A 23,800-nucleotide genomic window follows, 5' to 3' on the forward strand; every position below is an offset into this window, starting at 1 on the left:
ATTTTTTCGAGGGTGTGGGGCGGACTTCCAGTCACAGCGGTATGCTTCGCCTTTACCGCGCGTGGCTTGCTCCATTGCCTGCGCTGGCTTATTTAGGGCGGCATGGAACTGAACTACCCAATAAACTTAGTCGGCTACCAAGAGTGGCTGGACAGCGGGTTCGCGGTCAGCCGTGCCTCAGGGGATGTCATCACGAGCGACGGCGAGGTTCTTGGGATTTGGCGTGTTGCGTATAACCCTGAAGCCAAGCCGGGCGTTGACGACGAAGGCGGGTGCTTTGAGTTCATCGCGGACGGTCAATCTGCTCCGATGTTCTCGGCAGGTTTTGCGATCCTGGATAGCAGGATCAATCAGGGCACGGCCTTGTCCTACTTTACCCGGACGATCAGGGATTGGCACGAAGCGGGAAGCTGATGTTTCTCGTGTCTCGGAGTGGCCGAGTGTTCTGGAATTTCTGACGAATTTTTGCGAGGGGGTATCTATATCCCCCGCGACGCATCTTCCCCCCATAGCCCCCTCTGACCGTAACGCAGCCTCGCCAGCACAGGAGGCCCTGTGCGCGCCGTCTGTGGCTCTGCTCCTGTACTCTGAACCCTTTGCCGCCGATGGGTCGCTTGCGGCTCTGCCGACGTCTCATTAGGCCCTGATCTAGTGAGGCGTCTCAGAGGTGTCCGCAAAATGTCTCACAGAATGCCTATTGCCATTTTGAGACGGCCTGTGCATCAATATCTAAGACATCATTGAGACACTCGGAGTACAGCCATGATCGTTGGGTATGCCAGAACGTCCACCTTGGACCAGAAGGCCGGGCTTGAAGCCCAGCAGACAGAACTGAAAGCAGCGGGGTGCGAGAAGGTCTTCGTTGAACAGGTCTCCTCTGTTGATGTGAAAGCCCGTGAACGGCTTGCGGAGGCCCTCGATTATGTCCGGGAGGGGGATACCCTTGTCGTGACCAAGCTGGACCGTCTGGCCCGCTCTGTGGCGCACCTGCTGGAGGTGCTGGAGGTCATATCAAGCAAGGGGGCCTGGCTTCGCATCCTGTCCATGGGGATCGACACGGGCACCGCAACCGGCAAGCTGATGCTTACGATCCTCGGGGGCGTGGCGGAGTTTGAGCGGGAGATCATGCTGGAGCGGCAACGCGAAGGCATTGCAAAGGCCAAGGCCGCAGGGAAGTACAAGGGCAGGAAGCCAACTGCCAGAGCCAAGGCAGATGAAGTAATGGCACTCAAAGCCGATGGCGTCGGGCCCGCTGAGATCGCACGGCGGCTCGGGATAGGCCGGGCTAGCGTGTATCGCATCCTGAACGATCAAAAGGATGGGCCAGGGGCTGATCCACTGTCAGAGGCCGCTGTACGAACTGCCTCGGCGTGACGGCATTACCACTGGAGAAAGGCGCAACTCGCGACCTGTTCAGCGGTTGCGCGATACAAGGTGTTCCAAGCCATTTGAAGGCAGCCCGATAAGCACCGGAACAAAACAACGCAGCTACGCCGTGCATAGTCACAGAGATTGAACCCATGAGCGGTCTATAGCAGCTACTTCGTTGAGTTTTTTGACTGCTGAGAACCCCGCGATTGTCTGGGCCGGTGAGCATCCGGGAACCGGCTTGAGGCAGCTCAGACGGGCTCTGTGTTGGGTTGTCAGCATTCCTCGTCGGGATGTATGCGTCGAAAATAAAAAACAACGGCCTTAGTGCTACACTAGGCTTTCTTGCAACCGTTTTACCAATGGCCTGTCGCGGACAGATGCAGTTCATCCGTTTCATTATCGTGCGGTCCTCGGCACGGGCCGCCAGCGCCTTCAAGCATTCCGGTCAACCCTGTGAGGAGCATTCCGGTCAACCATCGGCTGCGCGTTCGACCAATATGGCAAATAGCAGTTCGGGTGCCTACCAGCAATATCAGAGTGGGGAATGGTCCCAGCCCCTCGAATGATAGGCTGTTTATCTTCAATCAAATCAGAGTATTACCTTAACCCTCGTCCTTTAGAATAACATGAACGCTACCCGGCTATGGGCGCACCGGTTCATCCCCTCGACATCACTGAGATGCTCCAAAGCACTTATTTCTTTGGCTAAACTGCTTATTCCTCCGTCTTTTAGACACACAATCTGACCAGCCGAAGATAGGGAAGCAGCCGTTCTGGCTGACAAATCTCGCCGATTGTATCCCGACCCGGTGCATGCAGACACCGGGCTGCGAGTTTTCCCGACTTACATCCAAGAAAGTGAAGCGACCCGGTTTGTTCGGACTGCCAACTAATCCCTTCGTCTTTTAGAACAACAGGAAGCAGCTTCGCTTCTCGCGTCGGCTCCAACGCTGAGCACCCCCTTCTACGCATCCTGCTGCAGAACCCGATCTCTCCTCGGGATCAGCCCAGCCGGGCACGTGTTCAACCCGGTGGCGGGATAGGAGGTGCTCTGCCTTGAAGCGGATCAGGCTCAGACACACCCCTAACTGGGCGGTAGCTGCGCAGCTTGTGTCGCGCAGTGGCCCGGATGGCTCGAAGCAAGATGATCCGCCCGGATGATTTAATCAGTTTTCGGCTGCGCGCCTAAGGCTATACAACAAAAACGAAAATCATCGGTGCACGTACAGGCAAGAGCCCGAGTGCAATCTGGGTATATCCCGGTTCTTTTGAACTTCTGTGTCGGGAAGGATCACCGGCTATCAGACCAGATTGTGAGCTTGATAATCCTCATGGTTCGATGAGCCTTTCTGAGATGAAGACAGCATTCTGAGCGTTGCCCAGAGGGCCGCTCTGTTAATCCAGATTATCCTGAGATCATTCCAGATTAAAAATCAGCTTGGAAGCTGCTTGTGAGTTCGATCCGGGTATTTGGCATTGCTGCCTGATCCGCTCGCCGCACGCCCTTACTACGTATGCCCACGCCGAGATGTACCTTGGCCGGTTCCATGACAGGGCCACCCTGACCCAACGATCCCAGTGATCGCTCTCCAGACAATCAAACCCCACAGACAAGGAGGTGCGGCATGCCACGTGCCATGAAAGCCCCTGTGCGAAAGACGTGCGCGCACTGCAGCGCCGCGTTCAGCACAACCGACAGCCGCAAGCTGTTCTGTAGCAGGTCTTGCAAGGACACTGCCCACAACCGATCCAACGTACACGTTGATGCAGCGACCTCTGCGACCACCGGGAGCCCGCATCAAGCCCGCCGCAACGAGGAACGCCGGGCAGCCCAAGAATGGATGTACGAAACGATCTACTGCACCGCCCCGGCATTCCGGGCGGATGTGGTGATGGCCCATCTCGTGTTCGCCGCGACCTCTCAGAACTCCGCGAACGCCGGGGCAAAGCGATACCGGGACATTCTCACGTACCCAACAGCCCAGCGGAGCAACCGCTTCACCGCGAAGAACAAGGGCACCGCGCATCTACACTATCGCGGTCAGCCCTTGGCCTATCCTGTCACCATTGCGTCCATGGCGAACCACGTCTGCAAGTTCCATCTCGGGATGTCTTCAAGTGAGTTCATCGCGGAGGTCAAACGGGATGGCGTGACGATGGCCGATATGCAGGCCGTATACGATGAACTCATGGACACGGCGAAATCGGAGCCGGTGATCCGGGGTTGCGATGTCGAGGAGCCCGCCAATGGCCGCGCAGAGCCTCTCACGGCAAGCCAGATGGTACACGGCCAGTCGGTGATTTCTGACCCGTTGGGGACCGCAAGACAGGCGGCGGTGATTGGGCGAGATTATCTCGCCCGCCGGAGCGCCTCGCCTGACCGGGAGGCGCACAGAAATACTAATGCCCGGCAGATGGCCGAACAGGCAGTTGCAGCGCACCGGGCCAAGCAAACTGGTATTCTCGCCGCCGTGAATGCTGGCTTCGAGAGCCTTTTAGCAGCCGAGTAGCGAACTCGGTCGCTAATCAGCACCACACACTGACGCAGCCGATTTTCTGGTCCTTTCGTCGGCGCGGCTAGGGGACGTCAGAGCGACACCGCAGCACGGCTCAGGCCGGGCAGTGCACCGTCTGCCGTCCCCACCAAAGGCTAGAAGGGATCACCCGCCAGCAACTCGAAAGGGCTAGACATGGCAAAGACAGGCAAGGGTCACGGCTTCAACGCGCCGAAGCGCGGCCAGCGAGGCTTTCGACCAACAGAAGACCATTACGACATCCACGGAACCACCCCGGCAAAGCACCTCCAGTGCGAGTTAGACGGCTGCCATGACATCGCCCTGCAAGACCCGTTTGTGCGCGCCTCCTATGGCATCAAGCTTTGCGAGTACCACACACGGCTATGCCAGCGGATGGGCGCACCGTACTCGTGCGACATCCCCTGGGCGGAGTTCTACGCGCTCCGCAACGCCGTTAGGAAGCAACTGAACCGGGTTAAAGATACCCCGGTCGTGCATCGGGCAATCGTGGCCATGCAGAACCTGCCCGGGAAGTGCTACGCCAAGGCCGCAGAGATGCAGAAGGATGGCAAGCAAGTACCCGCATATATCTCGTACGGGCTCAGCCTAAGGCACAGGGTCGAACCCCGGCGCTTCATCGACCACCACATTGCATTCAGCATTCTTCTGGAGCGGGGCATCTGGAAGCCTCAACCGGGCTTCCCCCGGCACACCGACAAGGCTTGGCTCCGGTGCGCACATCGGTCCCTGTCATGGGGCAAGAAAGCTGAGCGCGCTGAGATGGGGCCGTATCAGGCCAGCCTACTGCGGAAGATGATCGCGCCTGATCTGCAGGTCATATCTGGCCGCACAGACTACGCCCTCCGGGAGGCTGAGGCGGCAGGCGAGGAGGTGCTGCCCAAGCGGCACGCCCTCGGATGGTTCCAAGATAGCCTGACCTAACACCCGCAAAGACCACCGCCCGCAACGGGCATCAAGCATGGGGCCTTCCGGCCCCTTTTCTCATTGAAAGGACACCCAATGACCGCGAAGACAACCAACGCGAAGACCACTCACCTCGGGCACAAGTTCGACCCGACCGAGACAAACTGGGCGGCACTGACCTTCCCAGCCGACCCCTACGGCCTGACATCGAAACTCCGTACAGAGTTCCGGGCGACCGTGAACCGCTGCCGGGGCTCAGACGCGAAGTTCCAGCAACTGGTGGACAACCTTGAAGTGCTCACCGCATGGGCCAAGGCAAAACTGGAAGCCGATAAGCAGGCGAATGCTCAGACTGCCGAAATGGCTGCAGCCCGCGCGGCACAGGAAGCCCAGCGCGAAGCATTCCGTGCCCGCATTCAGGCCGGGCCGACTATTCGCGTCTCTGCCACTGCTACCGGATTTGTCGAGACCAGCCGCCGCGACGGGTCTATCCTCGCAGTGTACGAGACCGCAGACGATGAACAGGGGCCGGTAGCCTCCATGGCGCAGATTATGATCGCAGAGGGACGCTCCCCGACATCAACTCTTGAGATCGATGCCTTCGGTCGCCCCGGAGTGGGCTCAGGCCAGACGCTTGCGGCCCTCGCCGGTGATGTGATTAGCGACGAGGCTCCCGCCGCATCGGGCGGATTGCAGGGCATCAAGGTCTGACATGGCCTCCTCAGACATCACACGGAAGACGGACGCGGAACTCGCGCGGTTCTGCGCCGTCCACTACAGCAAACTCATTCGCCTCCAGAGGCAAATCGCGGCATCGCCTGCCGCCAATCCGGGCTTGGAGACGGCGTTCGATCAAACCGCCTACCTCCTGACCGAGGCAGTCGCTGAACTGCAGGCCCGCACTGACAAAACACCAAGGACCACGACATGACAGATCAAATCATCCCGACCCCTGCCGAGGATCAAACCACGGCAGTCGAAGAACAGCAGGACCAGCCCGGCCCCGGTGCAGAAGGGCAGGACGAACCCGGCACAGATCAGCAGACTGAAGACCAGCCGGTCGAGGATCAGGAAGACCTCGAGAGCGAGGAGGAGCGTCTAGCCCGTCTGGACGCTGAGACCGAAGACGACAAAGCCGACAAGCCGCTTGACGCGGTGACATGGGGCAGCACCGGCCACGCAGCCGCAGACGAAGCGTTGCGGATCATCCAGAACGTGGGCCTTAGCACCGATGACGCGCAAGACATTCTTCTTGACGCAGCCATGTCGCGCGACCCCAGCAAGGTCGATCAGAAGGCGCTGACCGCGAAGATCGGCCCCCGGCGCACCAAGGCGATTTTGAAAGCCTTGGAGACTTTCTCGAATGACATGCGCCCCCGCGATGAGCGCATCTCGAATGAGGTCTGGCAGTTCAGCAACGGGCCGAAGGCTCTTGAGCGTCTCCTGCAGCAAGGCAGCGAAAGGCTGACCCCTGCGGAGATGCAGGGCTACCTGATTGAGATCGGCAAGGGCGGCGCATCCGCTCAGCGCGCCGTGGAGCGCCTCCAAGCCATCGTGAAGGGCAAGGGCGTGTCGCTGGATCGACAGGTGCACACAGAGCAGTACAGCGCCCCTAGGGCCGCTCCCCAGCCCGGCCAGACCAAAGGCATCACGTCAAAGGCTTACGTGACCGCGATGGAGGCCCTGCACGGCAACGGCAGCCGCCTGTCCATCGATGCCCGTGAACAGCGCGAACAGGAACTCCGGGAGGCCCGGCGCATGGGTCGCGAACATGGCCTGCCCTGAGCCAGCAAAGGATACAGTGATGACCAAGAAAGACGACCTCGTACCTCACGAGGATCAGTCGGGCGCAGTGGGGGAGGTGTTCCCCCCTGCAACCCTGGCACCCATCGGCACGAAGGCGGGCAGCGCCGAAGACCTCAAGGCCCTGCACGCTGACCTGACGAACTGCTACCGCGAATATTTGGAGATGGCGAAGATCAAGCCCGCGATGCTCAACCCCGCGATGCTGGGGCTTATCCAGACCTTCCTCCGGCACAATGAGGTCACGGCAGAGGCTCCGAAGCAGGAGGAGATGAACGCCCTTGAGAGACGCCTACAGCAGCGCCGGGAGGCCCGCGAGAAGGATCGCGACGGCCAAAAGATCGCGACGCTCAATCAATCGAAAAAGGAGTAGCGCAGCCTTTACGAGAGCGCGAAGCCAGAGACTGGCTGCGCAGTAGGAAAGGGAGTGGAACATCGCTAAGTCGAAATGGGTATATGAAGCAATATCAGAATGTGAGTTGGCTTCGTGCGCTGGGCTAACCAAAACTCTTGTAAGGGGCTTCGCGGCCCGCTAGGCAATAAGCAGAGGGCTCCTACTGGCTGATACCTAACTCGCTGCCCATCGTCGGGCGATACATAGCTGATAACGGCAACCTCAGGCCCGCCGGTCTCTGCGCCCGATGAGGGGCACCCTTTGTTTAGTAGAGGTGTCATGCCCTGTTTCAAAGCCCTCATCCGCGAAATCTGTAACCCAATGACGATCAGCTCCTATGGGCGTTTGAGCGCCGCCTATACGCGGGTGGACACATGACTGAGAGCGCAACTCCAAAGAAAAAATCGGCCACGGCAAAGCGTCGTGTCCTCGCTACCGCCGGGAGGATCGAGGAACTCGTCGCCATTGGGCAACGCAGAGGGTTTACACTCTCGAAAATCTGCCTGCTTCCGGATGGAACGACCGAAATACACTTCGGAGAGACAACACCTGCACGCCCGACAAAAGCACAAGGCTGGGATATCTGACCTGCGAATGTCACAACTAGAAATCAAACTGCTTGATCGTCTCGCGGCGTTGCCTTGGCTGGAAGCGCCGAAGACCTGAAAGCCTACGTGCCGGTCTTCCGCTTGGCCTAACTGAGCAGAATGCGAGGAAGCGGAAGTTCTCTGCGCCGAGCTCCAAGGGACGCTGTGCGGGACAGACTTGCCGTTCAGGTTGCGGCGGGCGATGAACGATCATTGCTCAAAGCGGATATACCACCGATAGGTTAATTTGGTCCCTGAAAGCGAAGACAACATTTCTTGAACTTTTTTCCTGAGCCGCACGGGCATAGATCGTTGCGTCCGATTTTGATCTTCTTCTTCTGGCTTTCTGCCAACGGGAAATCTAGCGTCTGTCGAACTTGATGCTGGAGATTTGGGCTCTCAAAGAACCCTAGAAGCTCGTTTTCTTCTTCATAGAATTCCCGTTCTTCATCAGACCACGTTTCGCACTCCAGCAAAATGAAATCTTCTGAGTTGGACCGCGCATGCTTTGGTGCGTCGATAGCAATACCTATCACTCTTTTAAGATGTGGAAATTTATTCTTTGCTGCGCCACAAGCGACAGTCAGCATATGCCGCCGCGCTTCACGATATTCCGTTTCATAGTCGATTGAGTAGTCTGGTTGCAGTTGAAGGAAAATGTATTTTGTATCTGGGTAAAATGAAGGCATCACGCTCATATGACGTGCGACCGAGCCCTCTTTCAGTTGGGATGGAAACTGCTCTATTCTTTCAAAGATATTATCGCAGAGCGCACGCCGAGAAAAACGCGGCTCACGTGCCATCTCCTTGATCGCACTTTTTCCTGCAAATATGTCGGAGTTTCCTCCAGAAGTTCCTGCTAGGAAGTTGTCGCAAGTTCTCTGAATTAAGTCGTCCCAAAGGTAGGAGGTCTTGTTGGCCTTCGCTCTCCGCTTGTAGGCTTGGCTATTGCTGAAATCAAACCATTCTCCCTCTCCAATATGCAGCCCGTGAACGGTTTTATCTGTGGTGCCAATCCGATAACTCCGGTCGGCTTCTCGGTAGTTTAGCAAATAGTGAGCAAGTAAATCTTCCTCGCCGCAGTAAGACAGATACTGATACTGATCAATCGCGCGTTCTTTTTCTGCAAAAAACCGAGATAAGTCAAAAAACGTATCCAACTCGCCCAGTATGATTTCTAGGTTGTGCGCATCTAGCAGGTGGATTTTCTCGGAAGACTTCAAAGAAACCAAAAATGGAAACAGACTGCCGTCATCGCCGGATCCATATGATACTCCCAAACTACCATACACATTGTCCTCCGAGAACGCCTCACAAGCCTCTTTCGCACCATGGGCGACAACAACTTTGTGGATAATAGGGTTCTCGGGGATCGGTATGGGAAGTGGTTTTTCCCTTTGTTGGTCCAGAAAAATGGCCTTCCCAGAACTCAGGTATCTTTCTGCGCCTTTGGCCGTTTTTATTTGCTTGTCAACGGCTTCTTTTTTCCAACGTTGCCACGTTACCAGAATATCCTTCGAGGCACCGTCAAACTGTCTGCTTTCTCGGTCAAAGAAGATAAAGACATGATCCTCAAATACAGCAATAAGATCGCAAAACTCTTTTCCATCATCTTTGAAGGGATTAGCGTAACTCCAAAGGCGTAGGAAAGTGTTTTGGCACAAAGAGTACAGTAGTTCTTCTGTTGCAGTGACGCCGCCTTGCGAAATTTGTTTCTTTGACATCTCACAATCACTCAAATGTGGCCTGCATGCATTCGGGACCCAATCCGTCCGTATCAAGGTTGTAAAGCCTAAATACTGCGCATTGCACACCTTGGAACAATACGTAGCATCCGTCCCTCTGGGCTCAGACCTGCCGCTTGCTGCGCTTCGAGCCAAGGTCAGCTCAGGGCCGAAAATGACCGCCACCGGTTGGCTACAAGCGCAACGTGACACTGTTGGCCCGCCATGGATATGGGCATCCCAAAAGCTAATCACCGCGTTAGCAATACGAAAATGCTGTTTCTGAAATCAGAACCCGAATTGGTTGATCGTCTCGCGGAGTTGCCCGGGCAGAAAACCCTCCTTGAAGTACGTGTTCCACGTCACCCCGGATTGGGCATGTCCGACAATCGCCTTCACCTTGATGTCGGTGGCGTCGGACTGACCCAACCGCGTCACCATGGTGTGGCGCAGAGAGTGAAACACCAGCCCGGGCTTCTTCATGTCTAACGACGGTAACAGCTTCTCATTGAACCACCTTCCGATGTTCCTGCCGTAGCCGTTCTGGGCTGAGTAGCTGAGCCCTGGGAATAGGCGCGCAAAGCCAGCATCTCGCTGCTGATCCACGAAGTCTAGCAGGCCACAGTCCAACAGGCGGTCGTGGATCGGCACCCGGCGATGCGATGAGGCGTTCTTGAGGCGCTTGTTGTCGTCCCCGTCCTCGGTGACGTCGATGCACCACACGCCGTCAACTTCCTGAATGTCTCCGACTTCCAGCTGTGCGACCTCGTTCAACCGCATGCCGGTGAACATCCCGATGAGCGTGCCCCACTTGTGCTCGTCCTTGTTGACGTAGCCGTCCGGGTTCTCAGTCAGGTGCCGGAAGATCGTTTGGAGTTGCTCAGTCGAGAATGCAGCCCTTTCACCGTCTTTGGACTTTTTGACGGCCTTGAACTGGGTTCCGGTGAAGACATTTTCGGCTGCATAACCGTTATCCACCGCCCACTTGAAGAAGGTCTGCATGGCGCTGATGTAGGCATTCGCGGTGCGTGCGGAGATGACTTGGACGCCTTCGACCTCCAACATCTCCGCCAGCGACTTCCCTCGTGTCCGAGCGGCCTTGTTCCGGTTCTTCGGCAAGCGTAGCAACACAGCCTTAACGCGCTGGGCATCGGCCTTGGTCATTTGAGCGACAGGCTTATCCTCACAGACGTCCGACATCAGCGCCAGCGCGTCTTGCTTCTCGGCCTCCGTCTTGGCGGCATGCGACCCGACGTGGCTGAGTTCTGCGAGATACTTGGCGGCGACTGCGCTGCACGACGGTGTTTCAGCGGCTTGCGGGGCTGGGTAGGCTAGCGCCGGGGCAGTATCCCGCAGGTCAATATCCTGCATGCTTACACTGTAAGATAGCGCCTCTTGCGCATACGCACGGTGCCCGGACTGAAGCGCCTCCAGCAGCCATTCTCGGTGCTCCTTGGTCAAGACGTCTTCATCAATTCCACGCGCCTCGCAGAAGCCCCGTAGTAGGCCGTCAGACCCGCCAGTGAAGGCCAGCTCAGCCCATGCCTTGGGATCGCCCTTAGCAAGCCCCTCAGCGGCTCTGATGGCATCCAATCGGGCAGAGGGCATCGGTCTACCGCTGGCTACATCCTCCTGCGTATCTCGCAGAAGCTGTCGGAAGTGATCCCGGACGTGTTCTCGGATTTCGTCGTACCGCATGCGGCGAATAGATGCGCAAGATATTTGCTGTTGTCCAGCCAGAGTGAGGGCGCGTGCAAGTCGGCGCGCGCTCTCAGGGCATCTGGTATGCAGCGATACCTTCACGTCCGACTTTTTGCCTTCGGGGTGAAGATGAGCGGGAAGGGGCCAGCGGAAGTAAAAAACACCGTGACGGGAATAGGTTAGATAAGCTGGAAGGCGCATGCCAGTGTCTCACCAGTTTGTCGCACCGGCGGAATTGGCGTGTTAAGCACTTGGTTTTGCTAGAAATGGTGGGCGACCTAGGAATCGAACCTAGCGTGCGTCTCCGCGAGGGAGTTACAGTCCCCTGCCACACCTTGCGGCCTGTCGCCCACTGAGGCGCGTGTTTAGAAGCGGGCCGTTGCCCCGTCAACCGGAAAATCGCTTGCGATTGTGACGGTGCGGGGCCATTGTCCGCCGCCTGTGAAGGAGGCCCCCGGATGGCAACGAAGAAACCCAAGTGGGTCGTGGAAAAGGAGCAGGCCAAGAAGGCGACGGCGGCGGAAACCGTGTGGCTGTTCGGGCTGCACGCGGTGCGCGACGCGCTGGAAAACCCGCGCCGCGAGAAGCTGCGGCTGGTGGTGACGAAGAACGCTGCCGACAAGCTGTCGGACGCCATCGCGGCCTCTGGCATGGAGCCGGAGATGGCCGACCCGCGCAAGTTCAGCGCACCGCTGGATCCGCAATCGGTGCACCAGGGTGCGGCGCTGGAGGTGAAGCCGCTGGACTGGGGGGCGCTGGAGGATGTCTGCCTTGGCGACGGGGTGCGGCCGCCGCGCGTGTTGTTGCTGGACCGGGTGACGGATCCGCATAACGTGGGCGCCATCCTGCGCTCGGCCGAGGTGTTCGGCGCCTCGGCGGTGATCGCGCCGCGGCACCATTCGGCGCCCGAGACCGGGGCGCTGGCCAAGACCGCCAGCGGCGCGCTGGAGCGGCAGCCCTACCTGCGGGTGCGTAATCTGGCCGACGCGATGAGCGCGTTGCAAGGCATGGGATACCTGGTTCTGGGTCTTGACGGCGAGGCCGATGAGACGGTCGAGGAGGCGCTGGTCGGGATGCAGGACCGGCCCGTGGCGCTGGTGCTGGGGGCCGAGGGGCCGGGCCTGCGCCAGAAGACGCGGGAGACCTGCGACAAATTGGTGCGGATCGCCTATGCGGGGGCGTTCGGATCTCTCAATGTCTCAAATGCCGCGGCGGTGGCCTTATATGCATCCAGAGGATAACCGACTGGGATAACAGACGGAGGCGGAATGGGCCGGAAGATTGCGACATGTTGTTACTGCGGAACACGGGCGGTGCTGGTGCTGGACGAGGGACGGCATGAGTTGGCCTGTGGCGCTTGCGGGGCACCGCTGCACGACATGAAGATGATGCCGGTGTCGCGAGACAATGCCCAAGAGCGCAAGGGGGCGCCACGCGGCGCGCAACCCGGCAAGAAAGTGGACATGCGTCGCGATGGCCGCCCCGTGGCGCCGCGACCGGACTGGAAGGGCGATGCGGGACCGGACCGCCCCAAGCGGCGCGGGAAGCGGAAGCGCAAGCCGATCCTCGGCCGGGTTCTGGATGAGGTCTGGGACGTTCTGGAAGATATCATCGACTGAGAACGGCGGATTTTTACCGACTGTTCACACCTAATTTACAACCTCTTTATATCTGGAATTCAGTACCTATCTGAATGTCAGGAAGCGCCGAACTGGAACTCCGGTGCTTCTTTTCACTGTCCCTCGTTCCGCGACTGGCGCCCGGGTTTGCCCGGGCGCTTTTTTCTTTTGAAGCGGCAGTCTAGTGTGAGGCCATGAACGAGCCATACAAAGATTCTGACCTTCGGGACATCTTGAAGCGGACCAAGCGGATCGCGGTGGTTGGCGTGTCCATGAAAGAGGTGCGCCCGAGTTTCTATGTCGCCCGCTACCTGAAGCTGAAAGGGTTCGACGTGGTGCCGGTCAACCCCGGCCACGCGGGCCAGACGGCGTTCGGGACGACCGTTCTGGGGTCGCTGGGCGAGATCGAGGGCGGCGTGGACATGGTGGACATCTTTCGCCGGTCCGAGCATGTGCCGCCCATCGTGGATGAGGCTCTGGAGCGGTTTCCTGATCTTCAGACGATCTGGATGCAGATCGGCGTGTGGCACGAGGACGCCGCCGAGAAGGCGCGGGCGCGTGGCGTGGACGTGGTGATGAACCGTTGTCCCAAGATCGAATATCAGCGCCTGTTCGGCGAGTTGCGAATGGGCGGCTTCAATACCGGTGTAATCTCGTCAAAGCTGTAGGCGCCCCGGTCGGGCCTGCCGGTCAGCCCGCGACGACGTCGGCCGCGATGCGCATCTCGCGCAAGGGTCGGACCCGGCGGATGGCTTCCTCGTAGACGGGATGCGCCTTGTAGGCGGCAAGATCGGCCTCGGTCCTGAACTCGGCGTAGACCACAAGATCGACCTCGGCCCCGGTCAGGGTGTCGGCATGAAGGTTTTCGCCAACCTCGAAATGGGTGGAGTAGGGAATGGTTCCGAGCGTTTCGAGACCGGCGCGGATTTCGCCGAGATTATTGAGATCGCGAGCGGTGAAAAAGACGATGTGGCGGATCATTCGGAGCGGGAAGCCTTTTCTGCAAGACCGGACCGCGACTGGCGCGTGGCCAGTTCGGCCATGACATCGGCGACTGACACACCGCGGCTGTACAGCATGACGAGCAGGTGAAAGAGCACGTCGGCGGCCTCTGAGGTGAGGCCTTGCGCATCGCCTTTCACGGCCTCGATCAGCGCCTCGATGGCCTCTTCGCCGAACTTCTCGGCCACCTTCTCTGGGCCCTTGGACAAGAGCTTGGCTGTCCAGCTGTCCTCGGGCGAGGCGCTGGCGCGGGCGGCGACGATCTTTTCCAGGTCTTCGAGGGTCATGCGCCGATCCTCATGGGGATGCCGGCCGCGGCCATGTGGGCCTTGGCCTCGGCGATGGTGTGATCGCCGAAATGGAAGATGGAGGCGGCCAGCACGGCGGATGCGCCGCCCTTGGTCACGCCGTCGACGAGGTGATCGAGGGTGCCGACGCCGCCCGAGGCGATGACGGGGATCGAGACCGCGTCCGCTATGGCGCGGGTGAGGGGCAGGTTGAAGCCCGAGCGGGTGCCGTCGCGGTCCATCGAGGTCAACAGGATTTCCCCGGCGCCCTTGTCCTCGACCAGCTTGGCGAATTCGACCGCATCGATGCCGGTGGGTTTGCGCCCGCCATGGGTGAAGATTTCCCATTTGCCGGGGCTGACCGTCTTGGCGTCGATGGCCACGACGATGCATTGGCTGCCGAACTGATCGGCCGCAAGGCGGACCACGTCGGGGTCGGCGACGGCGGCGGAATTGAACGAGACCTTGTCGGCCCCTGCCAGCAGCAGCGCGCGCACATCCGCCACGGTACGGACGCCGCCGCCCACGGTGAGCGGGATGTAGCACTGCTCGGCGGTGCGGGTGACCACGTCGAGCATCACGCCGCGGTTTTCGTGGGTGGCATGGATGTCGAGAAAACACAGCTCGTCGGCGCCGGCGGCATCATAGGCGCGGGCCGCATCCACGGGGTCGCCCGCGTCGCGCAGGTTGACGAAGTTCACGCCCTTGACCACGCGGCCGTCGGCCACGTCGAGGCATGGGATGATGCGGATCTTGAGCATGGGCCGTCCTTTCGCGCCTGCCTTCTAGCGCGGGCGGCGGGCGGTGCCAATGGGGGTTAGGGCGCCCACGCGGTCAGGCTGTCATTTTTGAACCCCGCCGGGGGGATGGGCGACGGATAGGTGTCGGCGCGGCTTTGCGCCTTAACCCCAGCATTCCGAAAGGACCAAGCCATGATGTCTCTCAAATCCACCCTCGCCATGCTGTCGCTGGCCATGACCGCAGCCGTCGCAGCGCCCGCCGCGCCGGCGCAGGCCGAGACCATCACCTGCCCGCACAGCCAGATCCGGCGCGAGGTGACCACGGGACTTCCGGGGGGCTGGTGGAACACGCCGATCGTCAACTCGCTGACCGAGGCGCGGGTCGCCAATATCGGGGCGCGTGCCGCGTTGCAGTGTATTTACGGCCCGGCGGGATCAATCCAGCGCTATGCGCCGGATGGCGCGACCTGCCGGGTGAGCGGGCGACAGTTCGAGTGCAACAGTGGCGCGGCCTCGGGCGCTGGCGCGCGGACCTTCTCGACCGGGCCGCTGGATATCCCGCAGACCTGGACCGCGGACCTTGACCGTGGGGCGGTGGGTCGTGGCAGTGGCGTGGACATCTGGTTCCAGGCCGAGACGGCGGAGCTGCTGTACCTGGCGCCGCGCAACGGGGCGCAGCTTGGCGTGGGTGACCGACGCAACCGGGGCTTTGACGGCTGCCGGGGGGCGCGGTTCAGCGCGAACCGGGTGTCGCTGCGGGATATTCCGGTCGGGTCCTATATCTGCGCCAAGACCAATGAAGGGCGGATCAGCCAGTTCCGGGTGAACGCGGTGTCGGGCGGATCGCCGAAGACGCTGAAGCTGGGCTACACGACCTGGCAGTAAACACGCCATTCCGAGACAGCCAGCACCCGGCGGTTTGCCGGGTGTTCGCGTATGTTCAGACAGAGGCTCGGCAGGATCGGGCCGATCACGCGAATGTCTGTTTCCACGCGACGCGGTCGGCTTAGCTATATGGAGGGACAGACCCCTTGCAGGAGATACTCGAAATGAAACGATTTCTGACCCTTGCCGCGTTGACCTTCATGGCCAGCCCCGCCCTGGCCGATGACGACCTGATGAAGGTTCAGGCCAGCGGTGACGTGGCCAGCACGATGGACGCGCTGAAAGCGGCGGTGGAAGGCGCGGGGGCCAAGGTTTTTGCGCGGGTGGATCATGCCAGTGGCGCCGAGGGCGTAGGCATGGAACTGGCCCCGTCGCAGGTACTGATCTTCGGCAATCCGAAGCTGGGCACGCCCGCGATGCAGGACGATCCGCTTGCGGGGCTGTATCTGCCGATGAAGGTTCTCGTGTACGAGGACGCGAATGGGCAGGTCTGGCTGGCTTACGAGGACCCGGAGGAGATGTTCGATGAACTCGACGGGATCGACGATGACGCGGAGTATATCCAGAAGATGACTGGTGCGTTGGGCAAGTTGACCCAAAAGGCGGCCGGCGGCTAACCCGCTCGCCCCGCTCTTGCGTGCGGGTCTCGTGTCAGGCGGACAGGGTGCGCAGGGCCTCTTTCAGGTCCAGCGCCCCGTCATAGAGCGCGCGGCCCGAGATCGCGCCATTGAGCGGCGCGCCGCAATTCTTCAGCGCGACGAGATCGTCGAGGGACGACACGCCGCCCGAGGCTATGACCGGGATCGAGACGGCGTTGGCCAATGCCGCCGTCGCCTCGATATTCGGACCCTTCATGGCACCGTCGCGGTTGATGTCTGTGTAGATAATCGCGGCGACGCCCGCGTCCTCGAATGACCGGGCGAGGTCCGTGACCATGACATCGGTTTCCTCGGCCCAGCCCTTGGTCGCCACGCGGCCATTGCGGGCGTCTATGCCCACGGCCACCTGGCCGGGAAACGCCTGTGCCGCCTCGCGTACCAGCGCGGGGTTTTCGACCGCCACGGTGCCCAGGATAACGCGGGCGAGCCCCTTGCTGAGCCAGCGTTCTATCGTCGCCATGTCGCGGATACCGCCGCCAAGCTGGGCGGGGACCTGCGTGCGTTCCAGTATCGCCTCGACCGGGGCGGCGTTGACCGGCTCGCCCGCGAAGGCGCCGTTGAGGTCGACGAGGTGCAGCCAGTCGCAGCCCGCATTGACGAACTCCATCGCCTGTGCGGCGGGGTCGTCGTTGAACACGGTGGCCTTCTCCATTTCGCCCTTGAAGAGGCGTACGGCCTGGCCGTCCTTGAGGTCGATGGCGGGGTAGAGGATCATGGGTGGTCATCCGGGCAAAGGGCTTTGCCGCGATGTGCCATGACGGGACGGCGTTTGCAACGCGACGTGGCGTCAGGCTTGATCGTGGTGGCGCTCGGGCCGCATGCTGCGCGTCATCATTTGCGGGAGGAGATACGCATGAGAACGATGACACTGGCCTTCGTGGCTACCCTTATGAGCGCCGGCGCGGCCTTTGCCGCCGATCCGCTGGAAGGCTACTGGCGCACGGCCAAGGACGACAACGGTCATTCCGGGCTGATCCACGTCAAGCCCTGCGGCGCGCAACTGTGCGGCACGCTGGTGAAGGCCTATAATGGCCAGGGCCAGGAAATCCAAAGCGAAAACGTGGGTCGAAACATCATTTCGCAGACCGTTCCCAAGGGCAATGGCAGCTACACCGGCAAGGTCTACAGCCCGGACCGTGGCAAGACCTATAACTCCAGGCTTCAGATGAACGGCAACGCTTTGAAGGTGTCGGGCTGTGTCTTGGGCATCTGCCGCGACGGCGGAACGTGGACAAAGGTGAAATAAGCCTTTTCCTGCCGATAAGGCTAACGTGATTGAACGATTTGGCCGGGGCACACGTCTTACCTGTATTATTTTGAAATCAGGTAGGAAGGAGGCCCGGCCAATGCGTATGGTTATGTCTTTTGCAATGTTGATTGGAACCACGGGCGCGGTATTGGCTGATCCGGCGATGGGCACGTGGCAAACCGAGCCCGACAAGAAGGGCATCATTGCCCATGTGAATGTCTACGACTGCGGCAACGCCGTTTGTGGCGAGATCACCCGCACCTTCAATTCGCAAGGGCAAGAGATCAAGGCCGCGAGCCTGGGTCATACGGTGATCCGCAATGCCACGCCCACCGGCAACGGCAAGTATGAAGGCCGCGCCTGGATCCCGGCACATCAGCGCGAATACCCGGCCGGCATGAGACTTCAGGGCGACCGGATGACCGTGCGAGGCTGCATGGGCCCGATCTGCATGTCGCAGAACTGGACACGGATCCAGTAAGCCTCAGGGCGCCCAGGTCAGGAAATTGCGGATGATGCGCAGACCGGTGGCTTGGCTTTTCTCCGGGTGGAACTGGGTGCCGACGAGATTGTCGCGGCCGACCACAGCCGTCACCGGCCCGCCATAATCCACATGGGCGATGCGCTGGTCGAGGTCCGAAACCTCGAAATGGTAGGAGTGGACGAAATAGGCGTGGTCGCCGGTGCTGACGCCGTCCAGCACGGGATGGGGACAGTCGATCACCAGGTCGTTCCAGCCCATATGCGGTACCTTCATCGACGGGTCCGCGGGCGCGATCGGACCGACCGTTCCGGCAATCCAGTCAAAGCCGTCTGTCTCGGTATATTCCAGCCCTCGCGTGGCCAACATCTGCATCCCGATGCAAATTCCCATGAACGGGCGGCCTTTGGTCACGACGGCCTCCCGCATCGCCTCGAAGAGGCCGCGATGGTCGTAAAGTTCTTTCCGGCAGGCGGGAAAGGCGCCGTCGCCGGGCAGGACGATACGGCTGGCACGGCGCACCGTGTCGGGGTCGGACGTGACCACGACCTTGTCCGCGCCCACCTCGGCCGCCATGCGCTGAAACGCTTTTTCGGCCGAGTGCAGGTTGCCGGACTCGTAATCTACGATAACGGTTGTCATGGGGTCAGAGCGTGCCCTTGGTCGAGGGGATGGCATCGGCCTTGCGCGGGTCGATTTCCAGCGCGTCGCGCAGGGCGCGGGCGACGGACTTGAACGCGGCCTCCGCTACGTGATGGCTGTTGATCCCGTGCAGCGCGTCCACGTGCAGAGTCAGCCCGCCATGGGTGCTGAAGGCCTGGAAGAACTCTCGGACCAGCTCGGTGTCGAATGTCTTGATCTGGGCGGTGGGCATGGCGACGTTCCACACGAGGTAGGGCCGGCCGGAAATGTCCAGCGCGGCGCGCACCAGAGCGTCGTCCATCGGCAGCAGGCAGGCACCGTAACGGCGGATGCCCTTCTTGTCGCCCACGGCTTGCGTCAGCGCCTGACCGAGCGCGATTCCCACATCCTCGACCGTGTGATGGTCGTCGATATGCAGATCGCCCTTGCAGCGGATTTCCATGTCGATCAGCGCGTGGCGGGCCAACTGGTCCAGCATGTGGTCGAAGAAGCCCACCCCGGTCTGGTTGTCATAGGTGCCGGTGCCGTCGAGGTCGATCTTGACGGAGATATCGGTTTCCGCGGTCTTGCGGGTGATGCTGGCGCTGCGCATGGGTGCGTCCCTGAGTGTTTGCCGCGCCGTTATAGGCGGGGTTGGCAGGCGCGCCAAGGGGGCGAAGTGGGGTGGGGAAAACGTGGTGCCGATTGGCACTTGGACCGGTGTTCTACCGGCCCAATCGATCAACTTGGAGAGAAATTGGAGCGGGCGATGAGATTCGAACTCACGACCCTTACCTTGGCAAGGTAATGCTCTACCCCTGAGCTACGCCCGCGTCCTTGGGTGAGGCGGAGATATAAAGTCTGGCGCGGCCCTGCAAGGGAAAATCGCAGTGGCTGCAAATTTTTTTGCCCCGCGTCCGGTCAGGCGCTGTAGCGCAGGATCAACTCGACATAGATCAGCGTCGAGGCCAGCAGCAGAAAGGCGAGGAATAGGGCGCGGCGCCGCTTGGTGGGCGGCGAAGGGACATCTTGGTCCTGATCGTGCAGTCCGGTCACGTCACATCTCCTTCAAGAGAGGGCGCCAAAGGCAGCAAGGTGCAATCAAAAGTAGTGTGTATGACAGGGTGCGGCAAGAAAAACCGTCCGAGGCCCGCCTTTGGGCGGAAACACGCACCCGGGCGAGCGCTGGGCCCGCCCGGATACCTGACCCGGGGAGATGCGGGTCAGATATTGCCGGCGGACAACTCGCCGGCGACGTGGTCGGCTTGGCGGATGGCCAGGGCGACGATGGTCAGGGTGGGGTTTTCCGCCGCCCCGGTGGTGAATTGCGAGCCGTCGGAGATGAACAGGTTAGCGATGTCGTGGGTCTGGCCCCACTTGTTGCATACGCCGTCCTCGGGGTTTTCCGACATGCGGTTGGTGCCGAGGTTGTGCGTGCTGGGGTAGGGCGGTGTCGGGAACGTGCGCGTGGCGCCCACCGCGTCATAGATCGCCGTCCCGCGGTCGTATGCATGGTTGCGCATGGCGATGTCGTTTGGGTGATCATCGAAATGCACGTTCGCCACGGGCAGGCCGAACTGGTCCTTCACCTCGGAGTTGACCGTCACACGGTTCGTGGACTGGGGCATGTCCTCGCCCACGATCCACATGCCGGCCATGTTCTCGTACTCGTCGAGTGCCGTGGTGAATTCACGCCCCCATGCCCCCGGATCGAGGAAAGCCGCCATGAAGGGCAGGCCGAGCGACAGGGTTTCCAGTTCGTACCCGCCAACGAAGCCGCGGCTCGGGTCGTGTTTCGACTCGTCCTGAATGATGCCCGCCATGGTCGTGCCCCGCCACATCTTCACCGGCTTGTCGAACACGGCGTAGACCGAGCCCGTCATGTGCCGCATGTAGTTTCGCCCCACCTGATCGGAGCTGTTGGCAAGACCGTTCGGGAACATGTTGGAGGCCGAATTGAGCAGCATCCGGGGCGATTCGAACGAGTTGCCCGCGACGCAGACGACGCGCGCCTTCTGCATCTGCAGATCGCCGTTCTCGTCGAAATACTCGACGCCGGTGACCTTGCCCGCCTCGTTGTGCAGGATGCGGGCCACGTGGGCCTTTTCGCGCACTTCGAGATTGCCGGTGGCCTCGCCCTCGGGGATGTCGGTATAGGCCGAGGACCACTTGGCGCCCCATTTGCACCCCTGAAAGCAGAAGCCGGTCTGTTGGCACATCAGGCGGTCCTGGTCGTCGCGGCTGTTGATCGCCATGCGGCCGGTATGGACCTCGGTGTAGCCAAGCTTTTTCGCGCCGGCCTCGAACACCTTGTAGTTGTTGTTGCCGGGCAGGCCGGGATTTCCATTGGTGCGCGTGACGTTCAGCTTCTTCTCGGCCTTGTCGTAGTAGTCGTCCATCTCGCGCGGGTCGATGGGCCAGTCGAGCAGCGATGCCCCCTCGACTTCGCCGTAGTTCGTGAGCGCCTTCCATTCGTGATCCTGGAAACGGATCGAGGCGCCGGCCCAGTGGGTGGTTGTGCCGCCCACGGCCTTGACGATCCAGGCGGGCAGGCCGGAGAAATCCTTGGCCACGCGCCAGTCGCCCGACGTGGTGCGCGGGTCGAGCCAGGCCAGTTGGCCGAAGCTTTCCCACTCGTCGTTGACATAGTCTTCTGGCAGATACCGGCCGCCAGCCTCGAGAGCGACGACACTCACACCCTTCTGCGCGAGTTCGTTGGCCAGGACCCCTCCGCCCGCGCCGGTGCCGATGACGACGACGACGCTGTCGTCGGTAAGTTCAAATGGTGCAGTCATTGATTGAATCCTCCCTCAGCCGATCCAGGCGATGTCGTCGAAGCCGCGGTTGATATAACCGCCCTTGGAGAAGCTTTCGCCCTCGTAGCCGAAGACCGGCCAGACCGCTTTCTGGTTATAAAGCCCGGTCACCAGACCGCCCCGGATGCGTTGGAAGAAAGGGTCGTCCTCCATCGAGCGCAGCACGTCGACGCGGTCGCGTTCCCAGCCAATATCGGCGTACTCGAGCTCGTGCATATTGCGCGCGGCATCGTTCAGCGCGTCGATGCCCGCGGTGATGGCGTCGACTTCCTCGGGCTTGTCGTAGCCCTTGACGGCGGCCACGTAGTATTCGTCGGCGATGCGGTCGTGCGGGTAGATATCGCGCGCCATCTGCACGAGCGTCGCAAAGGTTTCGGGCTTCAGCGCGTCCATTTCGGTGGCCCAGGCGCCACCCGCGCCTGCCACGTAGCTGGAGCCGAGCACGAAGGCGCCGAAGGCGGTCGTGCCTTTCAGCAGGTCGCGCCGGGTCAGCCGGCGGAGTTGTCTTGTCTGGGTACTCAACATCTTGTCCTCCCTAGATGCGGCGTGAGTTTTGGTGATTGGTGTTTGACCCGGCCCCGGGACACGCCATGCCCGAAGCCGGTTGTCGCGGGCGTTACTTGAAGCGCCCGGCGCGTTGCAGCACCTCGATTTCGTAGCCGTCGGGGTCTGCGACGAAGAAGAACTTGCCGACAAGTTCGCCGTCGGGGGCGAATTCCACGACCTTGCGCGGCTCCAGCCCGGCCTGGGTGAAGCGGGCGTGCTCGGCTTCCAGATCGTCGACGGACACGGCGAAATGGCCGTAGCCATCGCCAAGATCGTAGGGCTCCTCCCGCCCCTTGTTGACCGTCAGTTCAAGCTCGAATTCGGATTCGGAATTGCTGAGATAGACCAGCGTGAACTTCTCGAAATCCAGGCGGTCCGCGATCTCCAGCCCGAAGGCTGTCTTGTAGAACTCAACCGACCGCGCCTCGTCGAGGACGCGGATCATGCTGTGAATGGCTTTTGCCATGGGCTTCTCCGACTTTGTGAATGGTCGAAGAAGTGTACCAAGCGCCCGGTGGGTGGGGGTAGTAAACCGTTACTACAGGCGCTTTAGGTTACTCTGCGGCGATGCGGGTTTCAGGCTGGGTCGCCTGATTGTCCTGCCAGACAAGGCAGGTGCAGCGCAAAAGCGAGGTGAAATTCTTGGGCTCGCCATGCAGTTCCAGCACTTCGCCATGCAGTTTCGACACGAAGGCCGGGGTGGAAATGTCCTCGTTCGCGGCGATGTCGTCGAGAATCCGCCAGAAGGATTTTTCCAGCCGGATGCTGGTGCTTTGGCCGTTGAGGCGCATACGTCGGGTCTCGAGTTCGTATCGTTCCGGGTCCTGCCCGGCAAACATGCGGCACATGTCACGTCCTCCCTAATGTCATCATGCCAATTCAGGAACTCCATGATTGCCTATTCCTTCGGGTACGGGAAGGGGCACTTTGGTCCCGCACGCAACGAAAGGCACACCGGGACAAGCTGACTGGCGGCTAGTGGTCGTAACAGACCCGTGCTGCGGGCGGGATGGTGAAGTCCTCGGTATGGACGACGATACCCTCCGGTGTGAGCAGCAGAAGGCCGTATGCACCCGGCTCGTCGATCGACAGGCTGGGATCCTGGAAGCCGAGTGCCATGGGCATCTGGTGGCAGGGGCTCTTGAAGATCGCGGTGGGGATGCGGTTGCCCGCGCCGGTGGCGAAACCGCCCTGGATGGTGCGGTGGATATGGCCGGCGACGATCTGGTGGACGGTGTCGTGGCCTTCCAGCCGCGCGGCCAGCTGGCGGCGCGACTTCAGCCCGATCCAGTCCATCCCGCCGAAGCCGGTCAGGATGGGCGGGTGGTGCATGAAGAGTATGACCCGCCGGCGTCCGGCCCCGGCGATGGCGGTCTCCATCCAGTCGAGCCGCGTGTCGCAAAGAAGCCCGCTATGGGTGTCGTCGGCGTCTTCGTTGAGGGTGTCGAGCAGGATGAGGCGGGTGTCGTCGAGGTCGATCACGTCCTGCACGAAGCCATCAGGCGTTTGCGGCGTGTCGGGAAAGATCGCGCGAAAGGGGCCGCGTCGGTCATGGTTGCCCAGCATCAGAGAGACCGGGATGCGGGCCTTGGACAGCTCGGCGTGAAGGCGTTCGTATTCGGGCGCGGTGCCGTGATGCGTGAGGTCGCCGGTGATGACGATTCGGGCGGCGTCGGGATGATTTTGCTGCGCATGGGCAAGCCCTTGGGCGAAGCGCTCGGCGGGGTCGATGCCGATGATCGTCTCGCCCTCGGGAAGAAAGTGGATGTCGGTGAAGACGAGTATTTTCTGCATGACAGCCCCGGTTCGGATCGGCGCAGCTTTGTCGGATTCGCGGAGTTTGGAAAGAGGGCTGTTGGGCGGGGCAGGGCGGGT

The 23,800-nt window shown here is 60.8% G+C and carries 28 protein-coding genes, 2 tRNA genes and 1 pseudogene; 14 read left to right on the forward strand and 17 right to left on the reverse strand.

All coding sequences use genetic code 11. The features are described 5' to 3' along the window. The first annotated feature begins 102 nt into the window (after positions 1-102). From RBB18_RS11855 to RBB18_RS11885, 7 genes are all read left to right on the forward strand, one after another. Positions 103-414 carry a hypothetical protein gene (locus RBB18_RS11855; protein WP_306111826.1) on the forward strand — a complete coding sequence of 104 codons (312 nt, stop codon included), beginning with the start codon at positions 103-105 and terminating at the stop codon, positions 412-414. A gap of 348 nt (positions 415-762) precedes the next feature. Beyond that, on the forward strand, positions 763-1,374 hold the full coding sequence (locus tag RBB18_RS11860) for a recombinase family protein (RefSeq protein ID WP_306111827.1): 612 nt from the start codon (positions 763-765) through the stop codon (positions 1,372-1,374). A 1,838-nt stretch (positions 1,375-3,212) separates the two neighbouring features. Continuing rightward, positions 3,213-3,881, forward strand: a complete 669-nt coding sequence (locus RBB18_RS11865) for a hypothetical protein (protein ID WP_306111828.1) — start codon at positions 3,213-3,215, stop codon at positions 3,879-3,881. 180 nt (positions 3,882-4,061) lie between these two features. Then, positions 4,062-4,829, forward strand: a complete 768-nt coding sequence (locus tag RBB18_RS11870; protein ID WP_306111829.1) for a hypothetical protein — start codon at positions 4,062-4,064, stop codon at positions 4,827-4,829. Between the two features lie 78 nt (positions 4,830-4,907). Beyond that, positions 4,908-5,522 carry a hypothetical protein gene (locus RBB18_RS11875; protein WP_306111830.1) on the forward strand — a complete coding sequence of 205 codons (615 nt, stop codon included), beginning with the start codon at positions 4,908-4,910 and terminating at the stop codon, positions 5,520-5,522. A 216-nt stretch (positions 5,523-5,738) separates the two neighbouring features. After that, a complete protein-coding gene (locus tag RBB18_RS11880; protein ID WP_306111831.1) occupies positions 5,739-6,596 on the forward strand; it encodes a hypothetical protein in 858 nt (285 codons plus the stop codon). 19 nt (positions 6,597-6,615) lie between these two features. Continuing rightward, on the forward strand, positions 6,616-6,987 hold the full coding sequence (locus tag RBB18_RS11885) for a hypothetical protein (protein ID WP_306111832.1): 372 nt from the start codon (positions 6,616-6,618) through the stop codon (positions 6,985-6,987). Between the two features lie 850 nt (positions 6,988-7,837). On the opposite strand, the gene RBB18_RS11890 is transcribed toward RBB18_RS11885, so the two are convergent. From RBB18_RS11890 to RBB18_RS11900, 4 genes and pseudogenes are all read right to left on the reverse strand, one after another. After that, positions 7,838-9,319 (reverse strand): YecA family protein, encoded by a 1,482-nt coding sequence (locus RBB18_RS11890; protein WP_306111833.1) that lies wholly within the window; start codon positions 9,317-9,319, stop codon positions 7,838-7,840. Between the two features lie 288 nt (positions 9,320-9,607). Further along, positions 9,608-10,780: a site-specific integrase gene (locus RBB18_RS11895; protein WP_306111834.1), complete on the reverse strand. Its 1,173-nt coding sequence runs from the start codon at positions 10,778-10,780 to the stop codon at positions 9,608-9,610. A gap of 273 nt (positions 10,781-11,053) precedes the next feature. Beyond that, positions 11,054-11,221 (reverse strand): annotated as a pseudogene (locus RBB18_RS23185) (DUF6538 domain-containing protein); the annotation flags it as partial. 66 nt (positions 11,222-11,287) lie between these two features. Next, positions 11,288-11,371, reverse strand: a tRNA-Tyr gene (locus RBB18_RS11900). Between the two features lie 107 nt (positions 11,372-11,478). On the opposite strand from RBB18_RS11900, the gene rlmB reads away from it, so the two are divergent. From rlmB to RBB18_RS11915, 3 genes are all read left to right on the forward strand, one after another. Next, entirely contained in the window at positions 11,479-12,261 is a 783-nt protein-coding gene (gene rlmB, locus RBB18_RS11905; RefSeq protein WP_306111835.1) for a 23S rRNA (guanosine(2251)-2'-O)-methyltransferase RlmB, read from the forward strand. 27 nt (positions 12,262-12,288) lie between these two features. Continuing rightward, entirely contained in the window at positions 12,289-12,639 is a 351-nt protein-coding gene (locus tag RBB18_RS11910) for a hypothetical protein (protein ID WP_103762432.1), read from the forward strand. A gap of 194 nt (positions 12,640-12,833) precedes the next feature. Next, positions 12,834-13,307, forward strand: a complete 474-nt coding sequence (locus tag RBB18_RS11915) for a CoA-binding protein (RefSeq protein WP_103762433.1) — start codon at positions 12,834-12,836, stop codon at positions 13,305-13,307. A gap of 22 nt (positions 13,308-13,329) precedes the next feature. Here RBB18_RS11915 and RBB18_RS11920 read toward each other — a convergent pair whose 3' ends face one another. From RBB18_RS11920 to hisF, 3 genes are read right to left on the reverse strand one after another with little or no spacing between them, the layout of a single operon-like run. Then, on the reverse strand, positions 13,330-13,620 hold the full coding sequence (locus RBB18_RS11920) for a Dabb family protein (protein ID WP_103762434.1): 291 nt from the start codon (positions 13,618-13,620) through the stop codon (positions 13,330-13,332). Next, positions 13,617-13,928: a phosphoribosyl-ATP diphosphatase gene (locus tag RBB18_RS11925; RefSeq protein ID WP_103762435.1), complete on the reverse strand. Its 312-nt coding sequence runs from the start codon at positions 13,926-13,928 to the stop codon at positions 13,617-13,619. The genes RBB18_RS11920 and RBB18_RS11925 overlap by 4 nt, the downstream gene beginning before the upstream one ends. After that, on the reverse strand, positions 13,925-14,689 hold the full coding sequence (hisF, locus tag RBB18_RS11930) for an imidazole glycerol phosphate synthase subunit HisF (RefSeq protein WP_306111836.1): 765 nt from the start codon (positions 14,687-14,689) through the stop codon (positions 13,925-13,927). The genes RBB18_RS11925 and hisF overlap by 4 nt, the downstream gene beginning before the upstream one ends. Positions 14,690-14,860: 171 nt before the next feature. Here hisF and RBB18_RS11935 point away from each other — a divergent pair, with 171 nt between their 5' ends. Beyond that, positions 14,861-15,553: a hypothetical protein gene (locus RBB18_RS11935; protein ID WP_306111837.1), complete on the forward strand. Its 693-nt coding sequence runs from the start codon at positions 14,861-14,863 to the stop codon at positions 15,551-15,553. A gap of 164 nt (positions 15,554-15,717) precedes the next feature. Beyond that, the gene (locus tag RBB18_RS11940; protein ID WP_274592394.1) at positions 15,718-16,170 is read left to right on the forward strand and encodes a DUF302 domain-containing protein; all 453 of its coding nucleotides are present in this window, start codon (positions 15,718-15,720) and stop codon (positions 16,168-16,170) included. Between the two features lie 34 nt (positions 16,171-16,204). Here RBB18_RS11940 and hisA read toward each other — a convergent pair whose 3' ends face one another. Then, on the reverse strand, positions 16,205-16,927 hold the full coding sequence (gene hisA, locus RBB18_RS11945) for a 1-(5-phosphoribosyl)-5-[(5-phosphoribosylamino)methylideneamino]imidazole-4-carboxamide isomerase (RefSeq protein ID WP_103762439.1): 723 nt from the start codon (positions 16,925-16,927) through the stop codon (positions 16,205-16,207). A 138-nt stretch (positions 16,928-17,065) separates the two neighbouring features. On the opposite strand from hisA, the gene RBB18_RS11950 reads away from it, so the two are divergent. Continuing rightward, positions 17,066-17,458: a DUF2147 domain-containing protein gene (locus RBB18_RS11950; RefSeq protein ID WP_103762526.1), complete on the forward strand. Its 393-nt coding sequence runs from the start codon at positions 17,066-17,068 to the stop codon at positions 17,456-17,458. Positions 17,459-17,582: 124 nt separating this feature from the next. Then, positions 17,583-17,942, forward strand: a complete 360-nt coding sequence (locus RBB18_RS11955; protein WP_170067154.1) for a DUF2147 domain-containing protein — start codon at positions 17,583-17,585, stop codon at positions 17,940-17,942. A gap of 3 nt (positions 17,943-17,945) precedes the next feature. On the opposite strand, the gene hisH is transcribed toward RBB18_RS11955, so the two are convergent. From hisH to RBB18_RS12000, 9 genes are all read right to left on the reverse strand, one after another. Then, positions 17,946-18,584, reverse strand: a complete 639-nt coding sequence (gene hisH, locus RBB18_RS11960; RefSeq protein ID WP_306111838.1) for an imidazole glycerol phosphate synthase subunit HisH — start codon at positions 18,582-18,584, stop codon at positions 17,946-17,948. A gap of 4 nt (positions 18,585-18,588) precedes the next feature. Next, the gene (gene hisB, locus RBB18_RS11965) at positions 18,589-19,176 is read right to left on the reverse strand and encodes an imidazoleglycerol-phosphate dehydratase HisB (RefSeq protein WP_103762442.1); all 588 of its coding nucleotides are present in this window, start codon (positions 19,174-19,176) and stop codon (positions 18,589-18,591) included. A 145-nt stretch (positions 19,177-19,321) separates the two neighbouring features. Then, positions 19,322-19,396, reverse strand: a tRNA-Gly gene (locus tag RBB18_RS11970). An 88-nt stretch (positions 19,397-19,484) separates the two neighbouring features. Further along, positions 19,485-19,619 (reverse strand): hypothetical protein, encoded by a 135-nt coding sequence (locus tag RBB18_RS11975; RefSeq protein ID WP_274592391.1) that lies wholly within the window; start codon positions 19,617-19,619, stop codon positions 19,485-19,487. A gap of 167 nt (positions 19,620-19,786) precedes the next feature. Beyond that, positions 19,787-21,358 (reverse strand): GMC family oxidoreductase, encoded by a 1,572-nt coding sequence (locus RBB18_RS11980; protein ID WP_306111839.1) that lies wholly within the window; start codon positions 21,356-21,358, stop codon positions 19,787-19,789. A gap of 15 nt (positions 21,359-21,373) precedes the next feature. Next, positions 21,374-21,904: a Twin-arginine translocation pathway signal gene (locus tag RBB18_RS11985; protein WP_103762444.1), complete on the reverse strand. Its 531-nt coding sequence runs from the start codon at positions 21,902-21,904 to the stop codon at positions 21,374-21,376. 91 nt (positions 21,905-21,995) lie between these two features. After that, positions 21,996-22,391, reverse strand: a complete 396-nt coding sequence (locus RBB18_RS11990) for a VOC family protein (protein WP_306111840.1) — start codon at positions 22,389-22,391, stop codon at positions 21,996-21,998. An 88-nt stretch (positions 22,392-22,479) separates the two neighbouring features. Continuing rightward, positions 22,480-22,773 carry a ribbon-helix-helix domain-containing protein gene (locus RBB18_RS11995; RefSeq protein ID WP_103762446.1) on the reverse strand — a complete coding sequence of 98 codons (294 nt, stop codon included), beginning with the start codon at positions 22,771-22,773 and terminating at the stop codon, positions 22,480-22,482. A 127-nt stretch (positions 22,774-22,900) separates the two neighbouring features. Further along, positions 22,901-23,800 (reverse strand): phosphodiesterase (locus RBB18_RS12000; protein WP_371931638.1); only part of this gene is annotated, 900 nt, incomplete at its 5' end.

Origin of the sequence: Roseovarius sp. MMSF_3298 (genome assembly GCF_030733705.1) — a bacterium.
Lineage (GTDB): Bacteria > Pseudomonadota > Alphaproteobacteria > Rhodobacterales > Rhodobacteraceae > Roseovarius > Roseovarius confluentis.

Bases quoted from the DNA above. Each gene is read 5' to 3' on its own strand.
- RBB18_RS11855 (WP_306111826.1), top strand. From the start codon at position 103: ATGGAACTGAACTACCCAATAAACTTAGTCGGCTACCAAGAGTGGCTG.
- RBB18_RS11860 (WP_306111827.1), top strand. From the start codon at position 763: ATGATCGTTGGGTATGCCAGAACGTCCACCTTGGACCAGAAGGCCGGG.
- RBB18_RS11865 (WP_306111828.1), top strand. From the start codon at position 3,213: ATGTACGAAACGATCTACTGCACCGCCCCGGCATTCCGGGCGGATGTG.
- RBB18_RS11870 (WP_306111829.1), top strand. From the start codon at position 4,062: ATGGCAAAGACAGGCAAGGGTCACGGCTTCAACGCGCCGAAGCGCGGC.
- RBB18_RS11875 (WP_306111830.1), top strand. From the start codon at position 4,908: ATGACCGCGAAGACAACCAACGCGAAGACCACTCACCTCGGGCACAAG.
- RBB18_RS11880 (WP_306111831.1), top strand. From the start codon at position 5,739: ATGACAGATCAAATCATCCCGACCCCTGCCGAGGATCAAACCACGGCA.
- RBB18_RS11885 (WP_306111832.1), top strand. From the start codon at position 6,616: ATGACCAAGAAAGACGACCTCGTACCTCACGAGGATCAGTCGGGCGCA.
- RBB18_RS11890 (WP_306111833.1), bottom strand. From the start codon at position 9,319: ATGTCAAAGAAACAAATTTCGCAAGGCGGCGTCACTGCAACAGAAGAA.
- rlmB (WP_306111835.1), top strand. From the start codon at position 11,479: ATGGCAACGAAGAAACCCAAGTGGGTCGTGGAAAAGGAGCAGGCCAAG.
- RBB18_RS11910 (WP_103762432.1), top strand. From the start codon at position 12,289: ATGGGCCGGAAGATTGCGACATGTTGTTACTGCGGAACACGGGCGGTG.
- RBB18_RS11915 (WP_103762433.1), top strand. From the start codon at position 12,834: ATGAACGAGCCATACAAAGATTCTGACCTTCGGGACATCTTGAAGCGG.
- RBB18_RS11920 (WP_103762434.1), bottom strand. From the start codon at position 13,620: ATGATCCGCCACATCGTCTTTTTCACCGCTCGCGATCTCAATAATCTC.
- RBB18_RS11925 (WP_103762435.1), bottom strand. From the start codon at position 13,928: ATGACCCTCGAAGACCTGGAAAAGATCGTCGCCGCCCGCGCCAGCGCC.
- hisF (WP_306111836.1), bottom strand. From the start codon at position 14,689: ATGCTCAAGATCCGCATCATCCCATGCCTCGACGTGGCCGACGGCCGC.
- RBB18_RS11935 (WP_306111837.1), top strand. From the start codon at position 14,861: ATGATGTCTCTCAAATCCACCCTCGCCATGCTGTCGCTGGCCATGACC.
- RBB18_RS11940 (WP_274592394.1), top strand. From the start codon at position 15,718: ATGAAACGATTTCTGACCCTTGCCGCGTTGACCTTCATGGCCAGCCCC.
- hisA (WP_103762439.1), bottom strand. From the start codon at position 16,927: ATGATCCTCTACCCCGCCATCGACCTCAAGGACGGCCAGGCCGTACGC.
- RBB18_RS11950 (WP_103762526.1), top strand. From the start codon at position 17,066: ATGAGAACGATGACACTGGCCTTCGTGGCTACCCTTATGAGCGCCGGC.
- RBB18_RS11955 (WP_170067154.1), top strand. From the start codon at position 17,583: ATGTTGATTGGAACCACGGGCGCGGTATTGGCTGATCCGGCGATGGGC.
- hisH (WP_306111838.1), bottom strand. From the start codon at position 18,584: ATGACAACCGTTATCGTAGATTACGAGTCCGGCAACCTGCACTCGGCC.
- hisB (WP_103762442.1), bottom strand. From the start codon at position 19,176: ATGCGCAGCGCCAGCATCACCCGCAAGACCGCGGAAACCGATATCTCC.
- RBB18_RS11980 (WP_306111839.1), bottom strand. From the start codon at position 21,358: ATGACTGCACCATTTGAACTTACCGACGACAGCGTCGTCGTCGTCATC.
- RBB18_RS11985 (WP_103762444.1), bottom strand. From the start codon at position 21,904: ATGTTGAGTACCCAGACAAGACAACTCCGCCGGCTGACCCGGCGCGAC.
- RBB18_RS11990 (WP_306111840.1), bottom strand. From the start codon at position 22,391: ATGGCAAAAGCCATTCACAGCATGATCCGCGTCCTCGACGAGGCGCGG.
- RBB18_RS11995 (WP_103762446.1), bottom strand. From the start codon at position 22,773: ATGTGCCGCATGTTTGCCGGGCAGGACCCGGAACGATACGAACTCGAG.